At 42.3% G+C, this 19,822-nt stretch carries 25 protein-coding genes; 8 read left to right on the top strand and 17 right to left on the bottom strand.

The annotated features are described in order from the left end of the window. Window positions 1-165: 165 nt before the first annotated feature. From gatC to nusB, 6 genes are all read left to right on the top strand, one after another. Window positions 166-468 (top strand): Asp-tRNA(Asn)/Glu-tRNA(Gln) amidotransferase subunit GatC, encoded by a 303-nt coding sequence (gene gatC / locus KIH88_RS01965; RefSeq protein WP_045617614.1) that lies wholly within the window; start codon window positions 166-168, stop codon window positions 466-468. Beyond that, a complete protein-coding gene (gene gatA, locus KIH88_RS01960; RefSeq protein WP_213988318.1) occupies window positions 468-1,934 on the top strand; it encodes an Asp-tRNA(Asn)/Glu-tRNA(Gln) amidotransferase subunit GatA in 1,467 nt (488 codons plus the stop codon). The genes gatC and gatA overlap by 1 nt, the downstream gene beginning before the upstream one ends. After that, window positions 1,934-3,376, top strand: a complete 1,443-nt coding sequence (gene gatB / locus KIH88_RS01955; protein ID WP_213988319.1) for an Asp-tRNA(Asn)/Glu-tRNA(Gln) amidotransferase subunit GatB — start codon at window positions 1,934-1,936, stop codon at window positions 3,374-3,376. The genes gatA and gatB overlap by 1 nt, the downstream gene beginning before the upstream one ends. Window positions 3,377-3,503: 127 nt before the next feature. Beyond that, window positions 3,504-4,064: an elongation factor P gene (gene efp / locus KIH88_RS01950; protein ID WP_000568640.1), complete on the top strand. Its 561-nt coding sequence runs from the start codon at window positions 3,504-3,506 to the stop codon at window positions 4,062-4,064. A 21-nt stretch (window positions 4,065-4,085) separates the two neighbouring features. Further along, window positions 4,086-4,475: an Asp23/Gls24 family envelope stress response protein gene (locus tag KIH88_RS01945; protein WP_000510584.1), complete on the top strand. Its 390-nt coding sequence runs from the start codon at window positions 4,086-4,088 to the stop codon at window positions 4,473-4,475. After that, window positions 4,468-4,890 (top strand): transcription antitermination factor NusB, encoded by a 423-nt coding sequence (gene nusB / locus KIH88_RS01940; protein ID WP_000203650.1) that lies wholly within the window; start codon window positions 4,468-4,470, stop codon window positions 4,888-4,890. Before KIH88_RS01945 ends, nusB begins: the two co-directional genes overlap by 8 nt. Before the next feature lie 48 nt (window positions 4,891-4,938). Here nusB and KIH88_RS01935 read toward each other — a convergent pair whose 3' ends face one another. From KIH88_RS01935 to KIH88_RS01855, 17 genes are all read right to left on the bottom strand, one after another. Next, window positions 4,939-5,661, bottom strand: a complete 723-nt coding sequence (locus KIH88_RS01935; protein ID WP_213988320.1) for a CPBP family intramembrane glutamic endopeptidase — start codon at window positions 5,659-5,661, stop codon at window positions 4,939-4,941. Window positions 5,662-5,679: 18 nt separating this feature from the next. Continuing rightward, the gene (gene briC, locus KIH88_RS01930; protein WP_213988321.1) at window positions 5,680-5,865 is read right to left on the bottom strand and encodes a biofilm-regulating peptide BriC; all 186 of its coding nucleotides are present in this window, start codon (window positions 5,863-5,865) and stop codon (window positions 5,680-5,682) included. Window positions 5,866-6,073: 208 nt separating this feature from the next. Further along, window positions 6,074-6,796 carry a CPBP family intramembrane glutamic endopeptidase gene (locus KIH88_RS01925; protein WP_213988322.1) on the bottom strand — a complete coding sequence of 241 codons (723 nt, stop codon included), beginning with the start codon at window positions 6,794-6,796 and terminating at the stop codon, window positions 6,074-6,076. A gap of 17 nt (window positions 6,797-6,813) precedes the next feature. Further along, window positions 6,814-6,999: a biofilm-regulating peptide BriC gene (gene briC / locus KIH88_RS01920; protein WP_213988406.1), complete on the bottom strand. Its 186-nt coding sequence runs from the start codon at window positions 6,997-6,999 to the stop codon at window positions 6,814-6,816. A 156-nt stretch (window positions 7,000-7,155) separates the two neighbouring features. Then, the gene (locus tag KIH88_RS01915) at window positions 7,156-7,923 is read right to left on the bottom strand and encodes an acetyl-CoA carboxylase carboxyl transferase subunit alpha (RefSeq protein WP_213988323.1); all 768 of its coding nucleotides are present in this window, start codon (window positions 7,921-7,923) and stop codon (window positions 7,156-7,158) included. Then, entirely contained in the window at window positions 7,920-8,786 is an 867-nt protein-coding gene (gene accD / locus KIH88_RS01910; protein ID WP_001173379.1) for an acetyl-CoA carboxylase, carboxyltransferase subunit beta, read from the bottom strand. Before accD ends, KIH88_RS01915 begins: the two co-directional genes overlap by 4 nt. A gap of 35 nt (window positions 8,787-8,821) precedes the next feature. Then, a complete protein-coding gene (accC, locus tag KIH88_RS01905; protein WP_000488665.1) occupies window positions 8,822-10,189 on the bottom strand; it encodes an acetyl-CoA carboxylase biotin carboxylase subunit in 1,368 nt (455 codons plus the stop codon). An 11-nt stretch (window positions 10,190-10,200) separates the two neighbouring features. Then, window positions 10,201-10,623 (bottom strand): 3-hydroxyacyl-ACP dehydratase FabZ, encoded by a 423-nt coding sequence (fabZ, locus tag KIH88_RS01900; RefSeq protein WP_213988324.1) that lies wholly within the window; start codon window positions 10,621-10,623, stop codon window positions 10,201-10,203. Continuing rightward, window positions 10,620-11,108 (bottom strand): acetyl-CoA carboxylase biotin carboxyl carrier protein, encoded by a 489-nt coding sequence (accB, locus tag KIH88_RS01895; RefSeq protein ID WP_213988325.1) that lies wholly within the window; start codon window positions 11,106-11,108, stop codon window positions 10,620-10,622. The genes fabZ and accB overlap by 4 nt, the downstream gene beginning before the upstream one ends. 2 nt (window positions 11,109-11,110) lie before the next feature. Continuing rightward, complete coding sequence (gene fabF, locus KIH88_RS01890) at window positions 11,111-12,346, bottom strand: beta-ketoacyl-ACP synthase II (protein ID WP_000774051.1); 1,236 nt, start codon at window positions 12,344-12,346, stop codon at window positions 11,111-11,113. A gap of 28 nt (window positions 12,347-12,374) precedes the next feature. After that, window positions 12,375-13,106 (bottom strand): 3-oxoacyl-[acyl-carrier-protein] reductase, encoded by a 732-nt coding sequence (gene fabG, locus KIH88_RS01885; RefSeq protein ID WP_213988326.1) that lies wholly within the window; start codon window positions 13,104-13,106, stop codon window positions 12,375-12,377. A gap of 43 nt (window positions 13,107-13,149) precedes the next feature. Continuing rightward, entirely contained in the window at window positions 13,150-14,070 is a 921-nt protein-coding gene (gene fabD / locus KIH88_RS01880; RefSeq protein ID WP_213988327.1) for an ACP S-malonyltransferase, read from the bottom strand. Further along, window positions 14,063-15,037, bottom strand: coding sequence for an enoyl-[acyl-carrier-protein] reductase FabK (fabK, locus tag KIH88_RS01875; RefSeq protein WP_007520587.1), 975 nt, complete (start codon window positions 15,035-15,037; stop codon window positions 14,063-14,065). The genes fabD and fabK overlap by 8 nt, the downstream gene beginning before the upstream one ends. Window positions 15,038-15,156: 119 nt before the next feature. Next, a complete protein-coding gene (locus tag KIH88_RS01870) occupies window positions 15,157-15,381 on the bottom strand; it encodes an acyl carrier protein (RefSeq protein WP_007520589.1) in 225 nt (74 codons plus the stop codon). A 56-nt stretch (window positions 15,382-15,437) separates the two neighbouring features. Then, window positions 15,438-16,412, bottom strand: a complete 975-nt coding sequence (locus tag KIH88_RS01865) for a beta-ketoacyl-ACP synthase III (protein ID WP_007520591.1) — start codon at window positions 16,410-16,412, stop codon at window positions 15,438-15,440. Next, window positions 16,412-16,846, bottom strand: coding sequence for a fatty acid biosynthesis transcriptional regulator FabT (fabT, locus tag KIH88_RS01860; RefSeq protein ID WP_045617632.1), 435 nt, complete (start codon window positions 16,844-16,846; stop codon window positions 16,412-16,414). Before fabT ends, KIH88_RS01865 begins: the two co-directional genes overlap by 1 nt. A gap of 90 nt (window positions 16,847-16,936) precedes the next feature. Next, complete coding sequence (locus KIH88_RS01855) at window positions 16,937-17,722, bottom strand: enoyl-CoA hydratase (RefSeq protein ID WP_213988328.1); 786 nt, start codon at window positions 17,720-17,722, stop codon at window positions 16,937-16,939. Between the two features lie 277 nt (window positions 17,723-17,999). Here KIH88_RS01855 and KIH88_RS01850 point away from each other — a divergent pair, with 277 nt between their 5' ends. Next, window positions 18,000-19,364: an aspartate kinase gene (locus tag KIH88_RS01850; protein ID WP_007520597.1), complete on the top strand. Its 1,365-nt coding sequence runs from the start codon at window positions 18,000-18,002 to the stop codon at window positions 19,362-19,364. 2 nt (window positions 19,365-19,366) lie between these two features. Then, window positions 19,367-19,738, top strand: coding sequence for a DUF956 family protein (locus tag KIH88_RS01845; RefSeq protein ID WP_000079370.1), 372 nt, complete (start codon window positions 19,367-19,369; stop codon window positions 19,736-19,738). Window positions 19,739-19,822: the final 84 nt, after the last annotated feature.

Here is a 19,822-nt window from a genome sequence, read left to right as displayed (position 1 = left end):
ATTTTTATCCTAACCCTTATTTTCTCTATTCTCTAGTTTAACCATTATAGCGAATTAAAAGCGATTTTTCAATTTCTATTTCTTTTCAGTTTGGCTCCCTTATTTATAGGAAAATATGGTAAAATAGAACAGACTAAAAATCATCATTTCACGAAAGGATGCAAGATGAAAATTACGCAAGAAGAGGTAACACACGTTGCCAATCTTTCAAAATTAAGATTCTCTGAAGAAGAAACTGCCGCCTTTGCGACCACCTTATCTAAAATTGTTGATATGGTTGAGTTGCTGGGCGAAGTTGACACAACTGGTATTGCACCTACTACAACTATGGCTGACCGCAAGACCGTACTCCGCCCTGATGTGGCCGAAGAAGGAACAGACCGTGATCGCTTGTTTAAAAACGTACCTGAAAAAGACAACTACTATATCAAGGTACCAGCTATCCTAGATGATGGAGGAGATGCCTAATGACTTTTAATAACAAAACGATTGAAGACTTGCACAATCTCCTTGTTTCTAAGGAGATTTCAGCAACTGAATTGACCCAAGCTACGCTTGAAGATATCAAGTCTCGCGAGACAGCTATCAACGCTTTTGTTACTATTGCTGAGGAGCAGGCTCTTGCTCAAGCAAAAGCCATTGACCAAGCAGGAATTGACGCGGATAATGTCCTTTCAGGAATTCCGCTGGCTGTTAAGGATAATATCTCTACAGACGGTATCCTGACAACTGCAGCCTCAAAAATGCTCTACAACTACGAGCCAATCTTTGATGCGACAGCCGTTGCCAATGCAAAAGCCAAGGGCATGATTGTCGTTGGGAAAACCAACATGGATGAGTTTGCCATGGGTGGATCAGGTGAGACTTCTTACTACGGTGCCACTAAAAACGCTTGGGACCATAGCAAGGTTCCTGGTGGTTCATCAAGTGGTTCTGCTGCAGCTGTAGCGTCAGGGCAAGTCCGCTTATCACTTGGTTCTGATACTGGTGGTTCCATCCGCCAACCTGCTGCCTTCAACGGGATTGTTGGTCTCAAACCAACCTACGGAACAGTTTCTCGTTTCGGTCTCATTGCCTTCGGTAGCTCATTAGACCAAATCGGACCTTTTGCTCCTACTGTTAAGGAAAATGCCCTCTTGCTCAACGCTATTGCCAGCGAAGATGCCAAAGATTCTACTTCTGCCCCTGTCCGTATTGCCGACTTTACTTCAAAAATCGGGCAAGACATCAAAGGCATGAAAATTGCTTTGCCTAAGGAATACCTCGGTGAAGGAATTGACTCAGAAGTTAAGGAAACTATTCTTAATGCTGCTAAACACTTTGAAAAACTAGGTGCTGTCGTCGAAGAAGTGAGCCTTCCTCACTCAAAATACGGTGTTGCCGTTTACTACATCATTGCTTCATCAGAAGCTTCATCAAACTTGCAACGCTTTGACGGTATCCGTTACGGCTACCGCGCAGAAGATGCAAGCAACCTTGATGAAATCTATGTAAACAGCCGTAGCCAAGGTTTCGGTGAAGAAGTAAAACGCCGTATCATGCTGGGTACTTTCAGCCTTTCATCAGGTTACTACGACGCCTACTACAAGAAGGCTGGACAAGTCCGTACCCTCATCATTCAAGATTTCGAAAAAGTCTTTGCGGATTACGACTTGATTTTGGGACCAACTGCTCCTAGTGTTGCCTACGACTTGGATTCACTCAACCATGATCCAGTTGCCATGTACTTGGCTGATCTTTTGACCATCCCTGTCAACTTAGCTGGTCTTCCAGGAATTTCGATTCCTGCTGGATTCACTCAAGGTCTACCAGTCGGTCTCCAATTGATCGGTCCTAAATACTCTGAGGAAACCATTTACCAAGTTGCTGCTGCCTTTGAAGCAACAACAGATTACCACAAACAACAACCCGTGATTTTTGGAGGTGACAACTAATGAACTTTGAAACAGTCATTGGACTTGAAGTCCACGTAGAGCTCAACACCAATTCAAAAATCTTCTCACCTACATCTGCCCACTTTGGAAATGACCAAAACGCCAACACTAACGTGATTGACTGGTCTTTCCCAGGAGTTCTGCCAGTTCTCAATAAAGGTGTTGTCGATGCTGGTATCAAAGCTGCTCTTGCTCTCAACATGGACATCCACAAAAAGATGCACTTTGACCGCAAGAACTACTTCTACCCTGATAATCCAAAAGCCTACCAAATTTCTCAGTTTGATGAGCCTATCGGTTATAATGGTTGGATTGAAGTGGAGCTAGAAGACGGTACAACTAAGAAAATCGGTATCGAGCGCGCTCACCTAGAAGAAGACGCTGGTAAAAATACCCACGGTACAGATGGCTACTCTTATGTTGACCTCAACCGCCAAGGGGTGCCATTGATTGAAATCGTATCTGAAGCCGACATGCGTTCCCCAGAAGAAGCCTATGCTTATCTAACAGCTCTCAAGGAAGTCATCCAGTACGCTGGTATTTCTGACGTTAAGATGGAAGAAGGTTCTATGCGTGTGGATGCCAACATTTCCCTTCGTCCTTATGGTCAAGAGAAATTCGGTACCAAAACTGAGTTGAAAAACCTCAACTCCTTCTCAAACGTCCGCAAGGGTCTTGAATACGAAGTCCAACGTCAAGCTGAAATCCTTCGCTCAGGTGGTCAAATTCGCCAAGAAACACGCCGTTACGACGAAGCTAACAAGGCAACCATCCTCATGCGTGTCAAGGAAGGTGCTGCAGACTACCGCTACTTCCCAGAACCAGACCTACCCCTCTTTGAAATCTCTGATGAGTGGATTAAGGAAATGCGTACAGAATTGCCAGAGTTTCCAAAAGAACGCCGTGCGCGCTACGTATCTGACCTTGGCTTGTCAGACTACGATGCTAGCCAGTTGACTGCAAACAAAGTCACTTCTGACTTCTTTGAAAAAGCTGTTGCCCTCGGTGGCGATGCCAAACAAGTCTCTAACTGGCTCCAAGGTGAAGTCGCTCAGTTCTTGAACGCCGAAGGTAAAACACTGGAACAAATCGAATTAACACCAGAAAACTTAGTAGAAATGATTGCCATCATCGAAGACGGCACGATCTCTTCTAAGATTGCCAAGAAAGTCTTTGTCCACCTGGCTAAAAATGGCGGTAGCGCGCGTGAATACGTGGAAAAAGCAGGCTTGGTGCAAATCTCTGATCCAGATGTTCTGATTCCGATCATTCACCAAGTCTTTGCGGATAACGAAGCTGCCGTTTCCGACTTCAAGTCAGGCAAACGCAACGCAGACAAGGCCTTCACAGGATTCCTTATGAAAGCAACCAAAGGACAAGCCAACCCACAAGTCGCCCTTAAACTGCTTGCACAGGAATTGGCCAAGTTGAAAGAGAACTAGACAGAAAAAACCAGCCCTAAGGTTGGTTTTTTCTTCTCTACCAACTCCCAATAACTATTTTGGCTTTATTTCCAGAGTATTTTATGGTAAAATGAAGAGTAATAATATTTATTAAAGAGGTAAAAACATGATTGAAGCAAGCAAATTGAAAGCTGGTATGACCTTTGAAACAGCTGACGGAAAATTGATCCGCGTTTTGGAAGCTAGCCACCACAAACCAGGTAAAGGAAACACCATCATGCGTATGAAATTGCGTGATGTCCGTACTGGTTCTACATTTGACACAAGCTACCGTCCAGAGGAAAAATTTGAACAAGCCATCATCGAGACTGTCCCAGCTCAATACTTGTACAAAATGGATGACACAGCCTACTTCATGAACACAGAAACTTACGACCAATACGAAATTCCTGTAGTCAACGTTGAAAACGAATTGCTTTACATCCTTGAAAACTCTGATGTGAAGATCCAATTCTACGGAACTGAAGTGATTGGTGTTACCGTTCCTACTACTGTCGAATTGACAGTTGCAGAAACTCAACCATCTATCAAAGGTGCTACTGTTACAGGTTCTGGTAAACCAGCAACGATGGAAACTGGACTTGTCGTAAACGTTCCAGACTTCATCGAAGCAGGACAAAAACTCGTTATCAACACTGCAGAAGGAACTTACGTTTCTCGTGCCTAATCTCTAGAAAGAGGTCATTCTATGGGAATTGAAGAACAACTTGGCGAAATCGTTATCGCCCCACGTGTACTTGAAAAAATCATCGCTATTGCTACTGCAAAAGTAGAGGGTGTTCACTCTTTTTCAAACAAATCAGTATCTGACACCCTTTCAAAACTTTCTCTTGGCCGTGGTGTTTATCTTAAAAACGTGGACGAAGAGCTCACAGCTGATATCTATCTCTACCTTGAGTACGGAGTAAAAGTTCCTAAGGTAGCGGTTGCTATCCAGAAAGCTGTCAAAGATGCCGTTCGTAATATGGCTGATGTAGAACTCGCTGCTATCAATATTCACGTTGCAGGTATCGTTCCAGATAAAACACCAAAACCAGAATTGAAAGATCTATTTGACGAGGACTTCCTCAATGACTAGTCCACTATTAGAATCTAGACGCCAACTCCGTAAATGCGCTTTTCAAGCTCTCATAAGCCTTGAATTCGGTACGGATGTCGAAACTGCTTGTCGTTTCGCCTATACTCATGATCGTGAAGATACGGATGTGCAACTTCCAGCCTTTTTGACAGAGCTAGTTTCTGGTGTTCAGGCTAAAAAGGAAGAACTAGACAAGCAAATCACACAGCATTTAAAAGCAGGTTGGACCATCGAGCGGTTAACGCTCGTGGAGAGAAACCTCCTTCGCTTGGGAGTCTTTGAAATCACTTCATTTGACACCCCACAGCTGGTTGCGGTTAATGAAGCTATCGAGCTTGCAAAGGACTTCTCAGATCAAAAATCTGCCCGTTTTATCAATGGACTGCTCAGCCAGTTTGTAACAGAAGAACAATAAAAAGAAAAAGTGTTTGACAGCTATCAAACACTTTTTTCTTTACTTCCACTATCTAAAAAAGTGGTAATAGACATAATTATAAACAAAAATCCAGATAGGTTTTGCATGATTGAGAAAGTTAAAAAAACTATGGCAGAGAATCGTTAATCTCAGATTGTCGGTAGAACGATAGACAAGAGCGAAAAAGAGACCAATCAGACTATAATATAATAAACTAATTGGGTCTCGGTGAGATAGTATCAAATGACTGAGTCCAAAGATAAGACCTGATAAGATGACATCTAAATAGTACTTTGACTTAGGAAAGAAGGTGTTCATAATATACCCACGATCGAGCGTCTCTTCCAAAATAGGACCAATAACGACAGTTAAGATAAAACTAAGAACTGTAGATAGAAAAGTTGGTTGACCATTTGAAAGAACCACGGTAAAATACTCATCATGAATATTCCTATGATTAATCAAATGAGCATAGCGTATCCAAAAATTACCGAGAATCTGATAAACCACATAACCTGCAAATAAGTAGAAGATAGTTGACCAGTTCCAGCTCTTTTTCTCAAAGATAAAGAGCATCTTTTTCTTTTTTAACCACCAAATTAATAGAAAGAAATTTCCTACTAATCCCATTGTTAAAATAAGAGAATAAACATCAGCGCCTAACCCTAAAATGATCGTCACATACAATCCAATTGTTTGTGGTAAATAGGTAGATAGTAAAATAATAAGCAAAAATATTCCAAATTGTCTTAGTTTCTTTGTGTTTCTCATCGTACTTTTTTTGAAAGATTATCCTGCTCGGAAACCGTACTTCCAAGCATCTCTATAAGAATTAAGTGCCCCTTGCCCCATATAGGGAGCAAATTCTCTATAATATAACCATCTACTATATCCATCTTCCCAAACAGCAAGACCACCTGAAGTTTGCTCCAAGTCCTCAGTTGAAAGAACTGTAAATGTATTTGTACCTGTCATTGCAAGTACCTTCTTAAAATAGATTGTTGTAGGCTCACATTTATAGTATATTTCTTTTTTTGTCTATTTTATAGTCTATCTCCTCAACTGTCAATTTTTCAACCTGAATGGTACGACTATCAATAACATAAGAAAGCCTCTCTCAATCTTACTATCAAATTAGAAAAAGTGTTTGACAGCTATCAAACACTTTTTTCTTTGCCTTCCACTATCTAAAAAAGTGGTAATAGATAAAATTATAAACAAAAATCCAGATGGGCTTTGCATAAATAAGAAAGTTGAAAAAACTATGGCACAGGATGGTAATTTTTAAGTTCTTTGTCCAACGGTAGACAAGGGCATAGAAGAGACCGCCTAAACTATAAATAATCAAACTGATAGGATCTCGGTGAGTTAGTATCAAATGACTAAGCCCAAAGATAAGGCCTGATAAGATGACATCTAAATAGTACTTTGACTTAGAAAAGAAGGTGTTCATAAAATACCCTCTATCAAGAGTCTCCTCAAAAACGGGCCCGATGATTACAGGCAAGACAAAAGATAAGATAGACGATAAAAAGGTTGGTTGTCCATTTGAAAGAACCACGGTAAAATACTCATCATGAATATTCCTATGATTAATCAAATGAGCATAGCGTGCCCAAAAATTACTGAGAATCTGATAAACCACATAAGTTGCAAATAAGTAGAAGACAAATGACCAGTTCCAGCTCTTTTTCTCAAAGATAAAGAGCATCTTTTTCTTTTTTAACCACCAAATTAGTAGAAGGAAACTTCCTACTAATCCCATTGTCAAAATAAGAGAGTAGACATCAACTCCTAATCCTAAAATGATTGTCACATACAATCCAATTGTTTGTGGTAAATAGGTAGATAGTAAAATAATAAGCAAAAATATTCCAAATTGTCTTAGTTTCTTTGTGTTTCTCATCGTACTTTTTCGAAAGATTACCCTGCTCGGAAACCGTACTTCCAAGCATCTCTATAAAAATTAAGTGCCCCTTGCCCCATATAGGGAGCAAATTCTCTATAATATAACCATCTACTATATTCATCTTCCCAAACAGCAAGACCACCTGAAGTTTTCTCTAATTCCTCAGTTGAAAGAACTGTAAATGTATTTGTACCTGTTATTGCAAGTACCTTCTTAAAATAGATTGTTGTAGACTCACATTTATAGTATATTTCTTTTTTGTCTATTTTATAGTCTATCTCCTCAACTGTCAATTTTTCAACCTGAATAGCATTTTCAATAAAAAATGAGACCTTTCTAGTCTCATTTAGTCATTCTTAGTATTTTCTAAAGCGTTGGTAACGTTCTTCGATAAGTTGGTCGAGTGGTAGTTCTTTCAACCTATCTAGTTCTACACGCAATTCACTTTTAACACAAGCTAGCAGTTCTTTACTTGAGAAATCCTCTTCTGGAATTATCTTGTCTACGATTCCCATTTCTAGAAGTTCATGTGAAGTGATTTTCATCAATTCCGCTGCTTCCATAGCACGACTGCCATCCTTCCAAAGGATAGAGGCAAATCCTTCAGGGCTAAGTACTGCGTAGATTGAGTTTTCTAACATCCAGACACGGTTAGCTACGGCTAGAGCTAGGGCCCCGCCAGATCCACCTTCACCGATAATAATCGCGATGATTGGAACCTTGAGATCACTCATTTCCATCAGGTTTCGGGCAATTGCTTCACCTTGTCCACGTTCCTCAGCTCCAACACCTGGGTAAGCACCCGCCGTATTGATAAAGGTCACAACTGGACGGCCAAATTTCTCTGCCTGTTTCATCAAGCGTAAGGCCTTACGATAACCTTCTGGATGAGGTTGCCCGAAATTCCGTTTGAGGTTGTCATGAAGACTTTTTCCCTTTTGGATACCAACGACAGTTACTGCCTGTTCACCTAACCAGCCAATTCCACCGATAACCGCACCATCATCGCGGAAAGAGCGATCTCCATGCAATTCGATAAACTCTTCAAAGATTCCATTGGCAAAATCAAGGGCGGTCAAGCGGCTCTGCTCGCGTGCCTCTCTGACTATTTTTGCAATATTCATCCGCGACTTCCTCCATGCAATCTCACTAATTTAGCAATTGTTTCAGGCAATTCTCTCCGTTTGACAATTGCATCAACAAATCCATGTTCAAGCAAAAATTCTGCCTTTTGGAAGTCATCCGGCAAGGTCTCACGAACTGTATTTTCGATAACACGACGCCCAGCAAAACCAACCAAACTCTGTGGCTCCGCTAGGATAATATCACCTTCCATAGCAAAAGAAGCGGTCACCCCACCTGTTGTCGGATCGGTTAAAATAGTTAAGTAAAAAAGTCCTGCCTTGGAATGACGTTGAACTGCTGCAGAAATCTTAGCCATCTGCATCAAGCTCATAATTCCTTCTTGCATACGGGCTCCACCAGAAGCTGTAAAGAGTACGACTGGCAAGTTTTCTACCGTTGCATACTCGAACAAGCGCGTGATTTTTTCACCCACAACGGTTCCCATAGAAGCCATGATAAAGTTTGAATCCATGATCCCAAGGGCAACTTTTTGTCCCTTAATGCTAGCTGTACCAGTCAGTACGGCTTCATCCAAACCTGTCTTTTCACGCATAGTAGCCAATTTTTTCTGGTAGCCAGGAAAGTTTAATGGATCTTGAGTTTCAATACCCGTAAACATCTCCACAAAGCTACCAGAATCAATCGTCAAATCCAAGCGTTCCTGAGCTGAAATACGGAAAGTATAGCTACAATGGGGACAAATTCGTTCGCTCCCAAGATCCTTTTGATAAATGGTGTGTTTACAACCAGGACACTGGGAGAAGAGTTCATCCGGAACCTCAGGCTTGGCTTGTGGTTTCTGCCTTACGGAACGGTTAGGATTGATCCGAATATACTTATCCTTTTTACTAAATAGAGCCATAACTCCCCCTTTTAGTTCTCATACTGTTTGAATGTCTATTCTTTTTCTTGGTATTTTGGCAAGAAAGTTTCCATCAAGAAGGAAGTATCGTAGTCACCAGCGATAACTCGGCGGTCTGAAATCAGATCCAACTGGAAGTCTGCATTGGTTTGCACTCCTTCAATATCAAGTTCATAAAGTGCCCGTTGCATCTTCATAAGAGCATCAAAACGATTCTCCCCATGAACAATAATTTTAGCAATCATACTATCATAGTAAGGGGGAATGGTATAACCTGGATAAACTGCTGAGTCCACGCGCAAGCCAACTCCACCACTCGGTAGATAGAGATTGGTAATTTTCCCTGGGCTTGGAGCAAAGTTAAATGCTGGATTTTCTGCATTGATCCGGCACTCGATAGCATGACCTCGTAGGACGATATCTTCTTGTTTGAAAGGTAAAGGTTGCCCGGCCGCAATGCGAATCTGTTCCTTCACGATATCAACACCTGAAACAAACTCTGTGACTGGGTGTTCCACTTGCACACGAGTATTCATTTCCATGAAGTAGAAATTGCCACTGGCTTCATCGAGAAGAAATTCAATCGTCCCTGCATTTTCATAGCCTACAGACTCTGCTGCACGAACCGCTGCAGCACCAATTTCATTACGAAGGGTTTTGCCAATCGCAATGGACGGGCTTTCTTCTAAGACCTTTTGGTTATTCCGTTGGAGTGAACAGTCCCGTTCACCAAGATGGACAACATGACCCTCTTGGTCTGCAAGAATCTGAACTTCGATATGACGAGCTGGATAAATCACACGCTCAAGATACATAGCGCCATTTCCAAAATTGGCCTTGGCTTCACTGGATGCTGTTTCAAAGGCTGCGACCAAGTCTTCTGCCTTTTCAACCTTACGAATCCCTTTTCCACCACCACCTGCCGATGCCTTAAGCATGACTGGATAGCCAATTTTTTCTGCAACTGCAAGCGCCTCTTCAGCCGTGTGAACTTCACCATCAGATCCTGGGATAACTGGAACCCCAGCCTTGATCATTTGCTCACGCGCATTGATCTTATCTCCCATGGTATCCATTACAGCCCCAGAAGGCCCGATAAACTTAATCCCCACTTCATCACACATCGTGGCAAATTTGGAATTTTCGCTAAGAAAACCAAAACCTGGGTGGATGGCTTCTGCTTCTGTCAAAACTGCAGCAGATAAAATCGCATTGATATTGAGATAAGATTCTGTCGCCTTACCAGGTCCGATACAGATAGCTTCATCCGCTAGGAGTGTGTGAAGAGCTTCCTTATCAGCAGTTGAATAAACTGCTACGGTCGCAATGCCCAATTCACGCGCAGCTCGGATAATGCGAACCGCAATCTCACCACGGTTGGCAATCAAAATTTTACGAAACATGGAGAACCTCCTTAGTTTCCAATTGCAAAGGTAAGAGTACCACTCGCTGCAAGCTTGCCATCTACTTCAGCCTTTGCTTCAACCACGGCAATCGTATCACGACGTTTTACAAAGGTAGCCGTCATGACTAATTGATCACCTGGTACAACTTGCTTCTTGAACTTAACCTTGTCCATGCCAGCGTAGAAGACCAGTTTCCCTTTATTTTCAGGTTTGGACAATTCCAAGACACCAGCAGTCTGAGCCAAGGCTTCCATGATAAGAACACCTGGCATAACTGGGTATTGAGGAAAATGACCATTGAAGAAAGGTTCGTTGATGGTCACATTTTTAATGGCAACAATGGTATCTTCGCTCACTTCCAAGACACGATCCACTAGGAGCATAGGGTAACGATGGGGTAGAGCTTCTTTGATTCCTTGAATATCGATCATTTGATGCGTACCAATCCTTTACCGAACTCAACCATTTCTTCATTTGAAATGAGAATTTCTGTCACCACACCATCCTTAGGCGCTGGAATCTCATTCATGACCTTCATGGCTTCGATGATCACCAAAGTCTGACCTTTTTTAACACTGTCTCCAACTGTGACAAAGGCAGGTTTATCTGGTCCAGCGGCCAAGTAAGCCACCCCTACAAGTGGACTTTCAACGACATCACCCTCTGGAGCAACCGTCGTTTCAGCTGGTGCTGGTGCTTCTTCCACAGAACTCTCTACTGGAGTTGAAGGGGCAGAAACTACTGGACTTGCAGCTACTGCAGTTGGCACTGGAGCAACTTGAGCTGGTGCTTCAGAAGCCATTCTTGCTTCATTCTTACTAAACTGCAATTCGTCCGTTCCATTTTTATAAGAAAATTCTCTCAAACTTGATTGGTCAAATTGAGCCATCAAGTCCTTGATCTCATTTAAATTCATAATTATTTATTCTCCCAACGTTTGAAAGCAAGAACCGCATTGTGTCCACCAAAACCAAAAGTGTTTGAAATAGCATAAGGGATTTCTTGCTCCAAGCCTTGTCCATAAACGACATTCGCTTCGATATAATCTGACAACTCACTTGTCCCAGCTGTCATTGGTACAAAGTTATGACGCATGGCTTCAATTGTAGCGATGGCTTCTACTGCCCCTGCAGCACCAAGTAAGTGTCCTGTAAAGGACTTGGTTGAAGATACAGGTACTTCTTTACCAAGGACAGCTACGATTGCGCCACTTTCTCCTTTTTCATTAGCAGGAGTTGAAGTTCCGTGGGCGTTGACGTAGGCAACTTGCTCCGGAGAAATTTCTGCTTCTTCCAAAGCCAACTTCATAGCCTTAATCGCACCTTGACCTTCTGGATGAGGTGAAGTCATATGGTAAGCATCACAGGTATTCCCATAGCCGACCACTTCAGCCAAGATAGTTGCACCACGTTTTTCAGCGTGTTCAAGACTCTCGAGAACCAACATCCCAGAACCTTCTCCCATGACAAAACCATTACGATCTTTGTCAAATGGAATAGAAGCACGAGTTGGATCTTCTGTAGTTGATAGGGCAGTCAAAGCTTGGAAACCAGCGATAGCAAAAGGAGTGATAGATGATTCTGATCCACCAACTAACATAACATCTTGGAAACCAAACTTGATAGAGCGGAAGGCATCCCCAATGGCATCATTTGATGAGGCACAGGCTGTATTGATTGATTTACAGATACCATTTGCTCCAAAGCGCATAGCAACATTTCCTGAAGCCATATTTGGCAAGGCTTTTGGAAGTGTCATTGGTTTAACGCGTTTTGGACCTTTTTCATGAAGACGGATAACCTGATCTTCGATTTCTTTAATTCCCCCAATACCAGAAGCCACAATGACACCAAAGCGATCTTTATCGATTGCTTCTACATCGAGATTTGCATTAGTAACCGCTTCTTGAGCTGCATAAAGGGCATACAAAGAATAGTTATCAAAACGATTGGTATCTTTTTTGACAAAGTACTTATCAAATGGAAAATCTTGGACTTCTGCCGCATTGTGCACAGCAAATTCGCTGTGGTCAAACTTAGTGATTTCTCCAATTCCGATTTTCCCAGTTTGCAAACTGTTCCAAAATTCTTCTGGAGTATTTCCGATAGGAGAGGTCAATCCGTAACCTGTTACTACAACTCGATTTAGTTTCATCTGTCTTACCTATATCTTTCCTTATTTTTTACATGCTAAGTCCGCCATCAACAGCGAGAACTTGTCCAGTCAAATAATCCTGTCCAGCCAGGAACACTGTAGCATCTGCGATATGTTCTGCTTGACCAAAATGTTTCATTGGGATTTGGGCCAATGTCGCTTCCTTGACCTTATCAGACAAAACAGCAGTCATATCTGACTCGATCATCCCTGGTGCAAGAGCATTTACGCGTACGTTGCGATTGGCAACTTCACGTGCAACTGACTTGGTAAAACCAATCAAACCTGCTTTAGAAGCTGCATAGTTGGCTTGTCCGATATTTCCCATCAAACCGACCACACTCGACATGTTGATAATCGCTCCTTCACGTGCCTTGATCATCTGTTTCAAGACTGCTTGCGTCATGTTAAAGGCCCCTGTCAAGTTGATCTTAATCACTTTTTCAAAGTCTTCTTCGGTCATCTTGAGCATGAGCGTATCTTGAGTGATCCCAGCATTGTTTACCAAGACATCGACAGAACCGAGTTCTGCGATTGCTTGATCTACCATACGTTTAGCATCTGCAAAGTCTGAAACATCACCCGAAATCGGTACCACTTTGACACCGTAGTTTGAAAACTCAGCCAGCAATTCTTCTGAGATTGCTCCGCGACTATTCAAGACCACATTAGCGCCTAGTTGGGCAAATTTGTGAGCAATGGCAAGCCCGATACCCCGACTTGAACCTGTAACAAAGATATTTTTATTTTTTAGTTGCATTCTGTTCTCCTGTTTCCTGTTGTATTTGTGGGAGAAGGGATCACTAGTTTCCCAGCAAAGCATCCAAACTTGCTTGGTCTTCAACGTTAGCTAGCTTAGCTGTTTTATCGACTTTTTTGACAAAGCCTGATAGGACTTTCCCAGGACCAATTTCAATAAAATTGGTCACGCCAGCATTCTGCATCACTGCGATACTCTCATAGAAACGAACAGGTTCTTTCACCTGACGCGTCAAGAGCTCTTGGATTCGGTCTTTTTCCATGATTGCAGCTTCAGTATTACCTACTAGAGGACAGTTAAAGTCTGAGAAACTAATCCCCTCAAGAGCTCCAGCTAGCTGTTGGCTAGCTGGCTCTAGAAGGGCTGTGTGGAAAGGACCCGACACATTTAGGGGGATCAATCGTTTGGCTCCTGCTTCCTGCAAGAGTTGGACTGCACGGTCAACCGCAGCCACCTCTCCACCAATGACGATTTGGCTTGGGGTGTTGTAGTTGGCTGGAGTCACTACTCCTACTTTAGAGGCTGTTTCACAAGCTTCCTCTATCACATCTACTGGAGTGTTGAGGACGGCAACCATCTTCCCAGAGCCTACAGGTGCAGCTTCTTCCATATAAGCACCACGTTTAGCAACCAAGGCAACTGCATCCTCAAAGTCCAAGGCACCACTTGCTACAAGAGCAGAATATTCCCCAAGAGACAATCCTGCTACCATATCTGGCTGGTAACCCTTTTCTTTCAATAGTCGGTAAATAGCAACCGAAGTCGCTAAAATAGCTGGTTGCGTATAGCGAGTCTGGTTTAACTTGGTTTCTTCCTTATCAATCAAGTCACGGAGGTCATAACCCAAAACCTGACTGGCTTGGTCAATTGTTTCCTTGACGATAGGGTAGCGATCATAGAGGTCTCGTCCCATCCCTAGATACTGAGCACCTTGACCTGCAAATAGAAAGGCTGTTTTAGTCATTTCTTACAACTCCTGCCCAACGAGAGGCTTCTTCCTGAATTTTCTTGGCAGCGCCATAGTATAGATCTTTTAGGATTTCTTCAACGGTTTCTTCTTTAGAGACCAAACCAGCGATCTGACCTGCCATGACAGATCCACCTTCTACATCTCCATGAACAACGGCTTTAGCAAGAGCACCAGCTCCCATTTGTTCAAAGATTTCTAAATCCGGATTTTCTTGTTTAAAGGCATCTTTTTCAGCCTGCTCAAAGTCACGTGTCAACTGATTTTTAATGGCACGAACAGCATGTCCAAAGTGCTGAGCTGAAATAGTCGTATCGATATCACGCGCTTTTAAGATTTTTTCCTTGTATTTTGGATGGGCGTTAGATTCCTTAGCTACTACGAAACGCGTACCAACTTGAACAGCCTCTGCACCAAGCATAAAGCCTGCAGCGACACCTTCACCGTCGGCAATTCCTCCAGCTGCGATAACTGGAATTGAAACAACTGCAGCAACTTGGCGAACCAAGGTCATCGTTGTTAATTTACCAATATGTCCACCGGCTTCCATCCCCTCTGCAATAACTGCATCCGCACCAATTTTTTCCATGCGTTTTGCCAAAGCAACACTTGGAACAACAGGAATAACTGTAATTCCAGCATCATGGAAACGAGTCATGTATTTACTTGGATTTCCTGCACCAGTTGTCACCACCTTGACCCCTTCTTCAATCACGAGATCAACGATGTCTTCTACAAAAGGTGACAAGAGCATGATGTTAACACCAAAAGGTTTGTCCGTAAGTGATTTGATTTTATCGATATTAGCCTTTACGACCTCTTTAGGTGCATTCCCCCCACCGATAATCCCTAAACCGCCAGCTTTAGAAACAGCTCCGGCCAAGTCGCCATCAGCGACCCAGGCCATTCCTCCTTGGAAGATAGGATAATCAATGTTCAATAATTCTGTAATACGTGTTTTCATAGTGCCTCCATCAGTCCTTGCTTACGTAATAGTTCGATTAGTATATTATTTGAGTCTCAAACCATTACCTAAACAAGAGGGAGTGGGTTCCCCCAACTCCTTCTATATCTTATTCGTTCTTATTTTGTTTTCTCTTCAACATAGGCAACCAAGTCACCAACTGTTTTCAAGTCATCTTCTGCTTCGATTTGGATATCAAAAGCATCTTCAATTTCTGAGATTACTTGGAACAAGTCCAATGAGTCTGCATCCAAATCATCAAAAGTAGATTCAAGTGTTACTTCTGATGCATCTTTTCCAAGTTCTTCAACGATAATTTCTTGTACTTTTTCAAATACTGCCATGATAGGACTCCTTTAAAATATAAAAATTTATAACAATGTGTTCACCACATGATTACCTAGATTGTAAGAATGAGCGTGCCCCAGGTCAAGCCTCCACCGAAGCCTGATAAAAGAATCGTTTGGCTACCGTCTACACGGATCAACCCCTGATCCACACACTCTGATAGTAAAATCGGGATGCTTGCCGCACTGGTATTCCCATACTCCATCATATTGGCTGGAAGTTTGTCGCGATCAACACCGATTTTTTTAGCCATTTTATCCAATATGCGGATATTGGCCTGATGAAGCAAGAGATAGTCCAAATCAGATGCTCCCACTGGACTTTCGTCAATGGTCTGCTTGATTGACCTAGCAACATCTCGAATCGCAAAATCAAAAACTGCTCGCCCATCCATTTTCAAAAATGCAGGAACTGCTTCTTGATTAGAGAAGGGGGAAGTCAAGGACGTTTGGCCATAAGTTAAGCACTCGCTTCGAGTACCATCACTGTGCATACTCTCTGCAAGGAAGTGGCGGTTCTCACTTGTTTCCAAGAGAACTCCACCAGCACCGTCTCCAAAGAGCACCGCAGTAGATCGATCTGACCAGTCAACCGCCTTAGACAAGGTTTCAGCACCGATAACAATCCCTTTTTTAAACTGTCCAGATGTCAGAAACTTTTCAGCAGTTGAAAGTGCAAAGATAAAACCACTGCAAGCAGCTGTAAGATCAAAAGCAAAGGCTCTGTTAGCACCAATATTGGCCTGAACTCGCGCTGCTGTAGAAGGCATCATTGAGTCAGGTGTGATTGTTGCTACAATGATAAAGTCAATCTGCTCAGCTTCTATACTCGCCTTAGCCAGTAAGCTTTTGGCAACTTCTGTCGCCAAATCACTCGTTGACTCCGTTTTTGAAATATGTCTCTGTTTAATTCCTGTACGACTTGAAATCCACTCATCGCTTGTATCCATTATTTGAGCCAAATCTTGATTGGTGACCACTTGCTCTGGTACATAATGAGCAACCTGGCTTATTTTAGCAAAAGCCATTATTTCAAATCCTCCAAAAATTGATAAAGGTTAGTCAAGCCCTTGCCCATAACTTTCATCTCCTCAGGACTCATACCCTCGATAATTTTTTCAACCATGGCCTTGTGGAAACGTTTATGAAGGCGGTGGACTAAACGACCTTTCTTTGTCAAATGTAGATAGACCACACGACGATCCTGTTCGGAACGAATTCGCTCAATATAACCCTTTCTTTCTAGGTTATTCAAGCTCGTCGTAACAGTTCCTAAGGTTACCATCAGTTCTTTGGAAACTTTGCTAGGCGTTGCCTCAGGGAATTTTCCAATCACATCGATTGTGTGCATTTCTTTGATGGAGATATCTTTGAATCGACTACCTCGTAAGCTAACCTCCTCAATCACAAGGACATTATTAAAAATGGATGTTAAATAATCATTTACTCGTTGGTAGTCCAAACTTTTTCCCTCCTCCTCAAAAAACTTTTACAATCAAAACATTTGATAGAAAAAGTATATCAAACTTCAAAAGATAGTGCAAGTATTTTTTTACTTTCCTGAAAATTTTGGTCGTCTTCTTTCTGAATGAGCGCGAACTCCTTCTTTGAAATCTTCGGTTTGAGCTAAGGATTCCTGCAGCTTCAACTCCAATTCGGCATAATCTTGCCAATCCTTAAATTGGCTTTCCCAAACCAGCTTTTTAATCGCTGCATAGGAATTAGCTGAACCACGTCTGAGTTTTTTTAGAACCTGGTCTCTTGTTTTTTCCAACTTATCTGCCTCACAGACTCGATAAACGACGCCCCACTCCAGAGCTTTTTCCGCTGTCAAGGCTTCTCCTGTCATGGCAAGCTGGGCTGCTCTTGTCACTCCTATACTACGACTTAGGAGATGAATACCTCCTGCATCGGGAGCCAACCCAACCCCGACAAAGGCCTGAATGAACTTGGCCTTGTCTGTTGCTATACAGAAATCAACCGCTACTGCCATATTTGCTGCAGCTCCTGCAACTGCCCCATCTACTTCCATCAAAACAGGTTTGGGTATTTGCTTGATCTTATAGGAAATTGTATTGACCAATTCTGCGATTTTTGTCAGTGAAGGGATATCATCCTCATCCACCGCCCGCTTCATCTCGACCAGGTCTCCCCCCACTGAAAAGACCTTCCCATTAGCGTTTATCAAGATAAACTGAACAGCTTGATCCTGCTCTGCTAGGGTCAAAGCTTCTAAAATCTCCTCACACATTGGGATGTGGAAACCATTTGCGACTTCAGGACGATTCAAAGTAATAATAGCTAGATCATCTACGATCTGGTATAGGATATGATTCATAGCTTCTCCTTTTGTATGATGATAAAATTATTTTATTACCAAAGTATACCTTTTTTGGGATAAAGAGGCAAGGAAAAACTAAAGGAAAGTGTCTCAGCTGATTATTTCCCCACCGTTTATGAATGTAAATAAAATTTGACTCTCTTACTTTTAAACTGTTGTCGCTTTTCAGAATAAGTTAGCATTTACTCCTATTGTAATAGGGAGCTATTTTCTTCATTGAAAAATGCCCCTCTTTCTGCTATAATCGTATAAAATACTTACTTGAGGAGTCTTTATGAAGGTTGTAAAATTTGGTGGAAGTTCGCTTGCCTCTGCTGGTCAGTTAGAAAAAGTTTTAAACATCGTTAAAAGTGATAAGGAACGCCGTTTTGTAGTCGTTTCTGCACCCGGAAAACGCAATGCTGAAGATACCAAGGTAACCGATGCCTTGATTAAATACTATCGCGACTATGTGGCGGGAAATGATATCAACGCTAGCCAAAGCTGGATCATTGATCGTTATGCCGCTATGGTTAGTGAACTAGGCCTAAAACCTGCCGTTTTAGAAAAGATTTCTAAAAGCATTCGGGCCTTGGTAACTCTTCCTATAGAAGACAATGAATTTCTCTATGATACCTTCCTAGCGGCTGGAGAAAATAACAATGCCAAACTCATTGCAGCCTACTTTAACCAAAACGGTATCGATGCACGCTATGTTCACCCAAGAGAAGCTGGAATCATTGTCACAAGTGAACCAGGAAACGCACGTATCATCCCATCTAGTTATGACAAGATTGAAGGCTTGGCTGATAGCAACGAAGTCCTTGTCATCCCTGGTTTCTTTGGCGTAACTAAGGAAAATCAAATCTGTACCTTCTCACGTGGAGGTTCAGATATTACTGGTTCCATTATCGCAGCTGGAGTCAAGGCTGATCTCTATGAAAACTTTACAGACGTAGACGGTATCTTTGCTGCCCACCCTGGTATTATCCATCAACCACACTCCATTCCTGAATTAACCTACCGTGAAATGCGTGAGTTGGCATACGCTGGATTTTCAGTCCTTCATGATGAAGCCCTTCTACCTGCCTACCGCGGAAAAATTCCTCTTGTCATCAAAAACACCAATAACCCTGACCACCCAGGAACTCGTATCGTTCTAAAACACAGTAGCGATAAATTCCCAGTCGTTGGGATCGCTGGTGATTCTGGATTCGTCAGCATCAACATGTCTAAATACCTCATGAACCGCGAGGTTGGATTCGGTCGTAAGATTCTTCAAATCCTTGAAGATCTTAACATTGGTTGGGAACATATGCCAACAGGTATCGACGATCTTTCAATCATCCTTCGTTCCCGTGAATTGACTCCTATCAAGGAGGAAGAAATTCTGCGTCAGTTAGTTCAAAAAGCCGAAGTGGACCATGCTGAAATCGAACATGACCTTTCAATCATTATGATTGTCGGAGAAAAGATGAAGAGTCATATCGGGGTAACTGCTACTGCAACACGCGCTCTATCTGAAAACAAAATCAACATCCAGATGATGTCCCAAGGCTCAAGTGAAGTTTCCATCATGTTTGTTGTCAATAAAGAGCAAGAAAAGGCAGCTATCAAGGCTCTCTACCACGCCTTTTTCGATGAAAGTAAGGAAGATTAATCATGGCCCAATCACTCAATAAAGTCATTGACCTACAAACCACTGGAACATCCTATCTTTCCATCTCTGGAAAAGTCGGAAAATTTCTAGTTGGGGACCAAGCCTTAGAGTTTTATCCTGACGTCAATGTCGAACAATATATCCAAATCCCCTGGTCCAGCATTCAGCAAATAGGAGCCAACGTAAGTGGTCGCAAAATCAGTCGCCACTTCGAAGTCTTCACCGATCAAGGAAAATTCCTCTTCGCTTCCAAAGACTCTGGAGCTATTCTCAAAATCGCTCGGGAAAAACTTGGCAATGACAAGGTTGTGAAACTCCCTACTTTACTCCAGACCATTGGTCAAAAATTCAAAAATCTATTTGCAAAAAAGTAGAAACTTTAGTATAATCATAGCAACGGATAAGTAGGTTATCCTCTTCTTCCAGAAAGTCTGCGGGTGCTGCGAGCAGATAGGAGA

The organism is Streptococcus oralis, from assembly GCF_018448765.2.
Classification (GTDB): Bacteria; Bacillota; Bacilli; order Lactobacillales; family Streptococcaceae; genus Streptococcus; species Streptococcus oralis_BM.
The sequence above is the reverse complement of the archived record's forward strand: the minus strand, read 5'-3'. Positions and strand labels throughout refer to the sequence as shown.

Coding starts and splice junctions, on each gene's coding strand:
- KIH88_RS01935 (WP_213988320.1), bottom strand. CDS start 5,661: ATGAGAAACACAAAGAAACTAAGACAATTTGGAATATTTTTGCTTATT.
- fabZ (WP_213988324.1), bottom strand. CDS start 10,623: ATGATCGATATTCAAGGAATCAAAGAAGCTCTACCCCATCGTTACCCT.
- KIH88_RS01915 (WP_213988323.1), bottom strand. CDS start 7,923: ATGAATATTGCAAAAATAGTCAGAGAGGCACGCGAGCAGAGCCGCTTG.
- KIH88_RS01870 (WP_007520589.1), bottom strand. CDS start 15,381: ATGGCAGTATTTGAAAAAGTACAAGAAATTATCGTTGAAGAACTTGGA.
- KIH88_RS01925 (WP_213988322.1), bottom strand. CDS start 6,796: ATGAGAAACACAAAGAAACTAAGACAATTTGGAATATTTTTGCTTATT.
- fabF (WP_000774051.1), bottom strand. CDS start 12,346: ATGAAACTAAATCGAGTTGTAGTAACAGGTTACGGATTGACCTCTCCT.
- accB (WP_213988325.1), bottom strand. CDS start 11,108: ATGAATTTAAATGAGATCAAGGACTTGATGGCTCAATTTGACCAATCA.
- accC (WP_000488665.1), bottom strand. CDS start 10,189: ATGTTTCGTAAAATTTTGATTGCCAACCGTGGTGAGATTGCGGTTCGC.
- fabK (WP_007520587.1), bottom strand. CDS start 15,037: ATGAAAACACGTATTACAGAATTATTGAACATTGATTATCCTATCTTC.
- gatC (WP_045617614.1), top strand. CDS start 166: ATGAAAATTACGCAAGAAGAGGTAACACACGTTGCCAATCTTTCAAAA.
- nusB (WP_000203650.1), top strand. CDS start 4,468: ATGACTAGTCCACTATTAGAATCTAGACGCCAACTCCGTAAATGCGCT.
- briC (WP_213988321.1), bottom strand. CDS start 5,865: ATGACAGGTACAAATACATTTACAGTTCTTTCAACTGAGGACTTGGAG.
- KIH88_RS01945 (WP_000510584.1), top strand. CDS start 4,086: ATGGGAATTGAAGAACAACTTGGCGAAATCGTTATCGCCCCACGTGTA.
- accD (WP_001173379.1), bottom strand. CDS start 8,786: ATGGCTCTATTTAGTAAAAAGGATAAGTATATTCGGATCAATCCTAAC.
- KIH88_RS01845 (WP_000079370.1), top strand. CDS start 19,367: ATGGCCCAATCACTCAATAAAGTCATTGACCTACAAACCACTGGAACA.
- KIH88_RS01855 (WP_213988328.1), bottom strand. CDS start 17,722: ATGAATCATATCCTATACCAGATCGTAGATGATCTAGCTATTATTACT.
- fabG (WP_213988326.1), bottom strand. CDS start 13,106: ATGCAACTAAAAAATAAAAATATCTTTGTTACAGGTTCAAGTCGGGGT.
- gatB (WP_213988319.1), top strand. CDS start 1,934: ATGAACTTTGAAACAGTCATTGGACTTGAAGTCCACGTAGAGCTCAAC.
- KIH88_RS01865 (WP_007520591.1), bottom strand. CDS start 16,412: ATGGCTTTTGCTAAAATAAGCCAGGTTGCTCATTATGTACCAGAGCAA.
- KIH88_RS01850 (WP_007520597.1), top strand. CDS start 18,000: ATGAAGGTTGTAAAATTTGGTGGAAGTTCGCTTGCCTCTGCTGGTCAG.
- efp (WP_000568640.1), top strand. CDS start 3,504: ATGATTGAAGCAAGCAAATTGAAAGCTGGTATGACCTTTGAAACAGCT.
- gatA (WP_213988318.1), top strand. CDS start 468: ATGACTTTTAATAACAAAACGATTGAAGACTTGCACAATCTCCTTGTT.
- fabD (WP_213988327.1), bottom strand. CDS start 14,070: ATGACTAAAACAGCCTTTCTATTTGCAGGTCAAGGTGCTCAGTATCTA.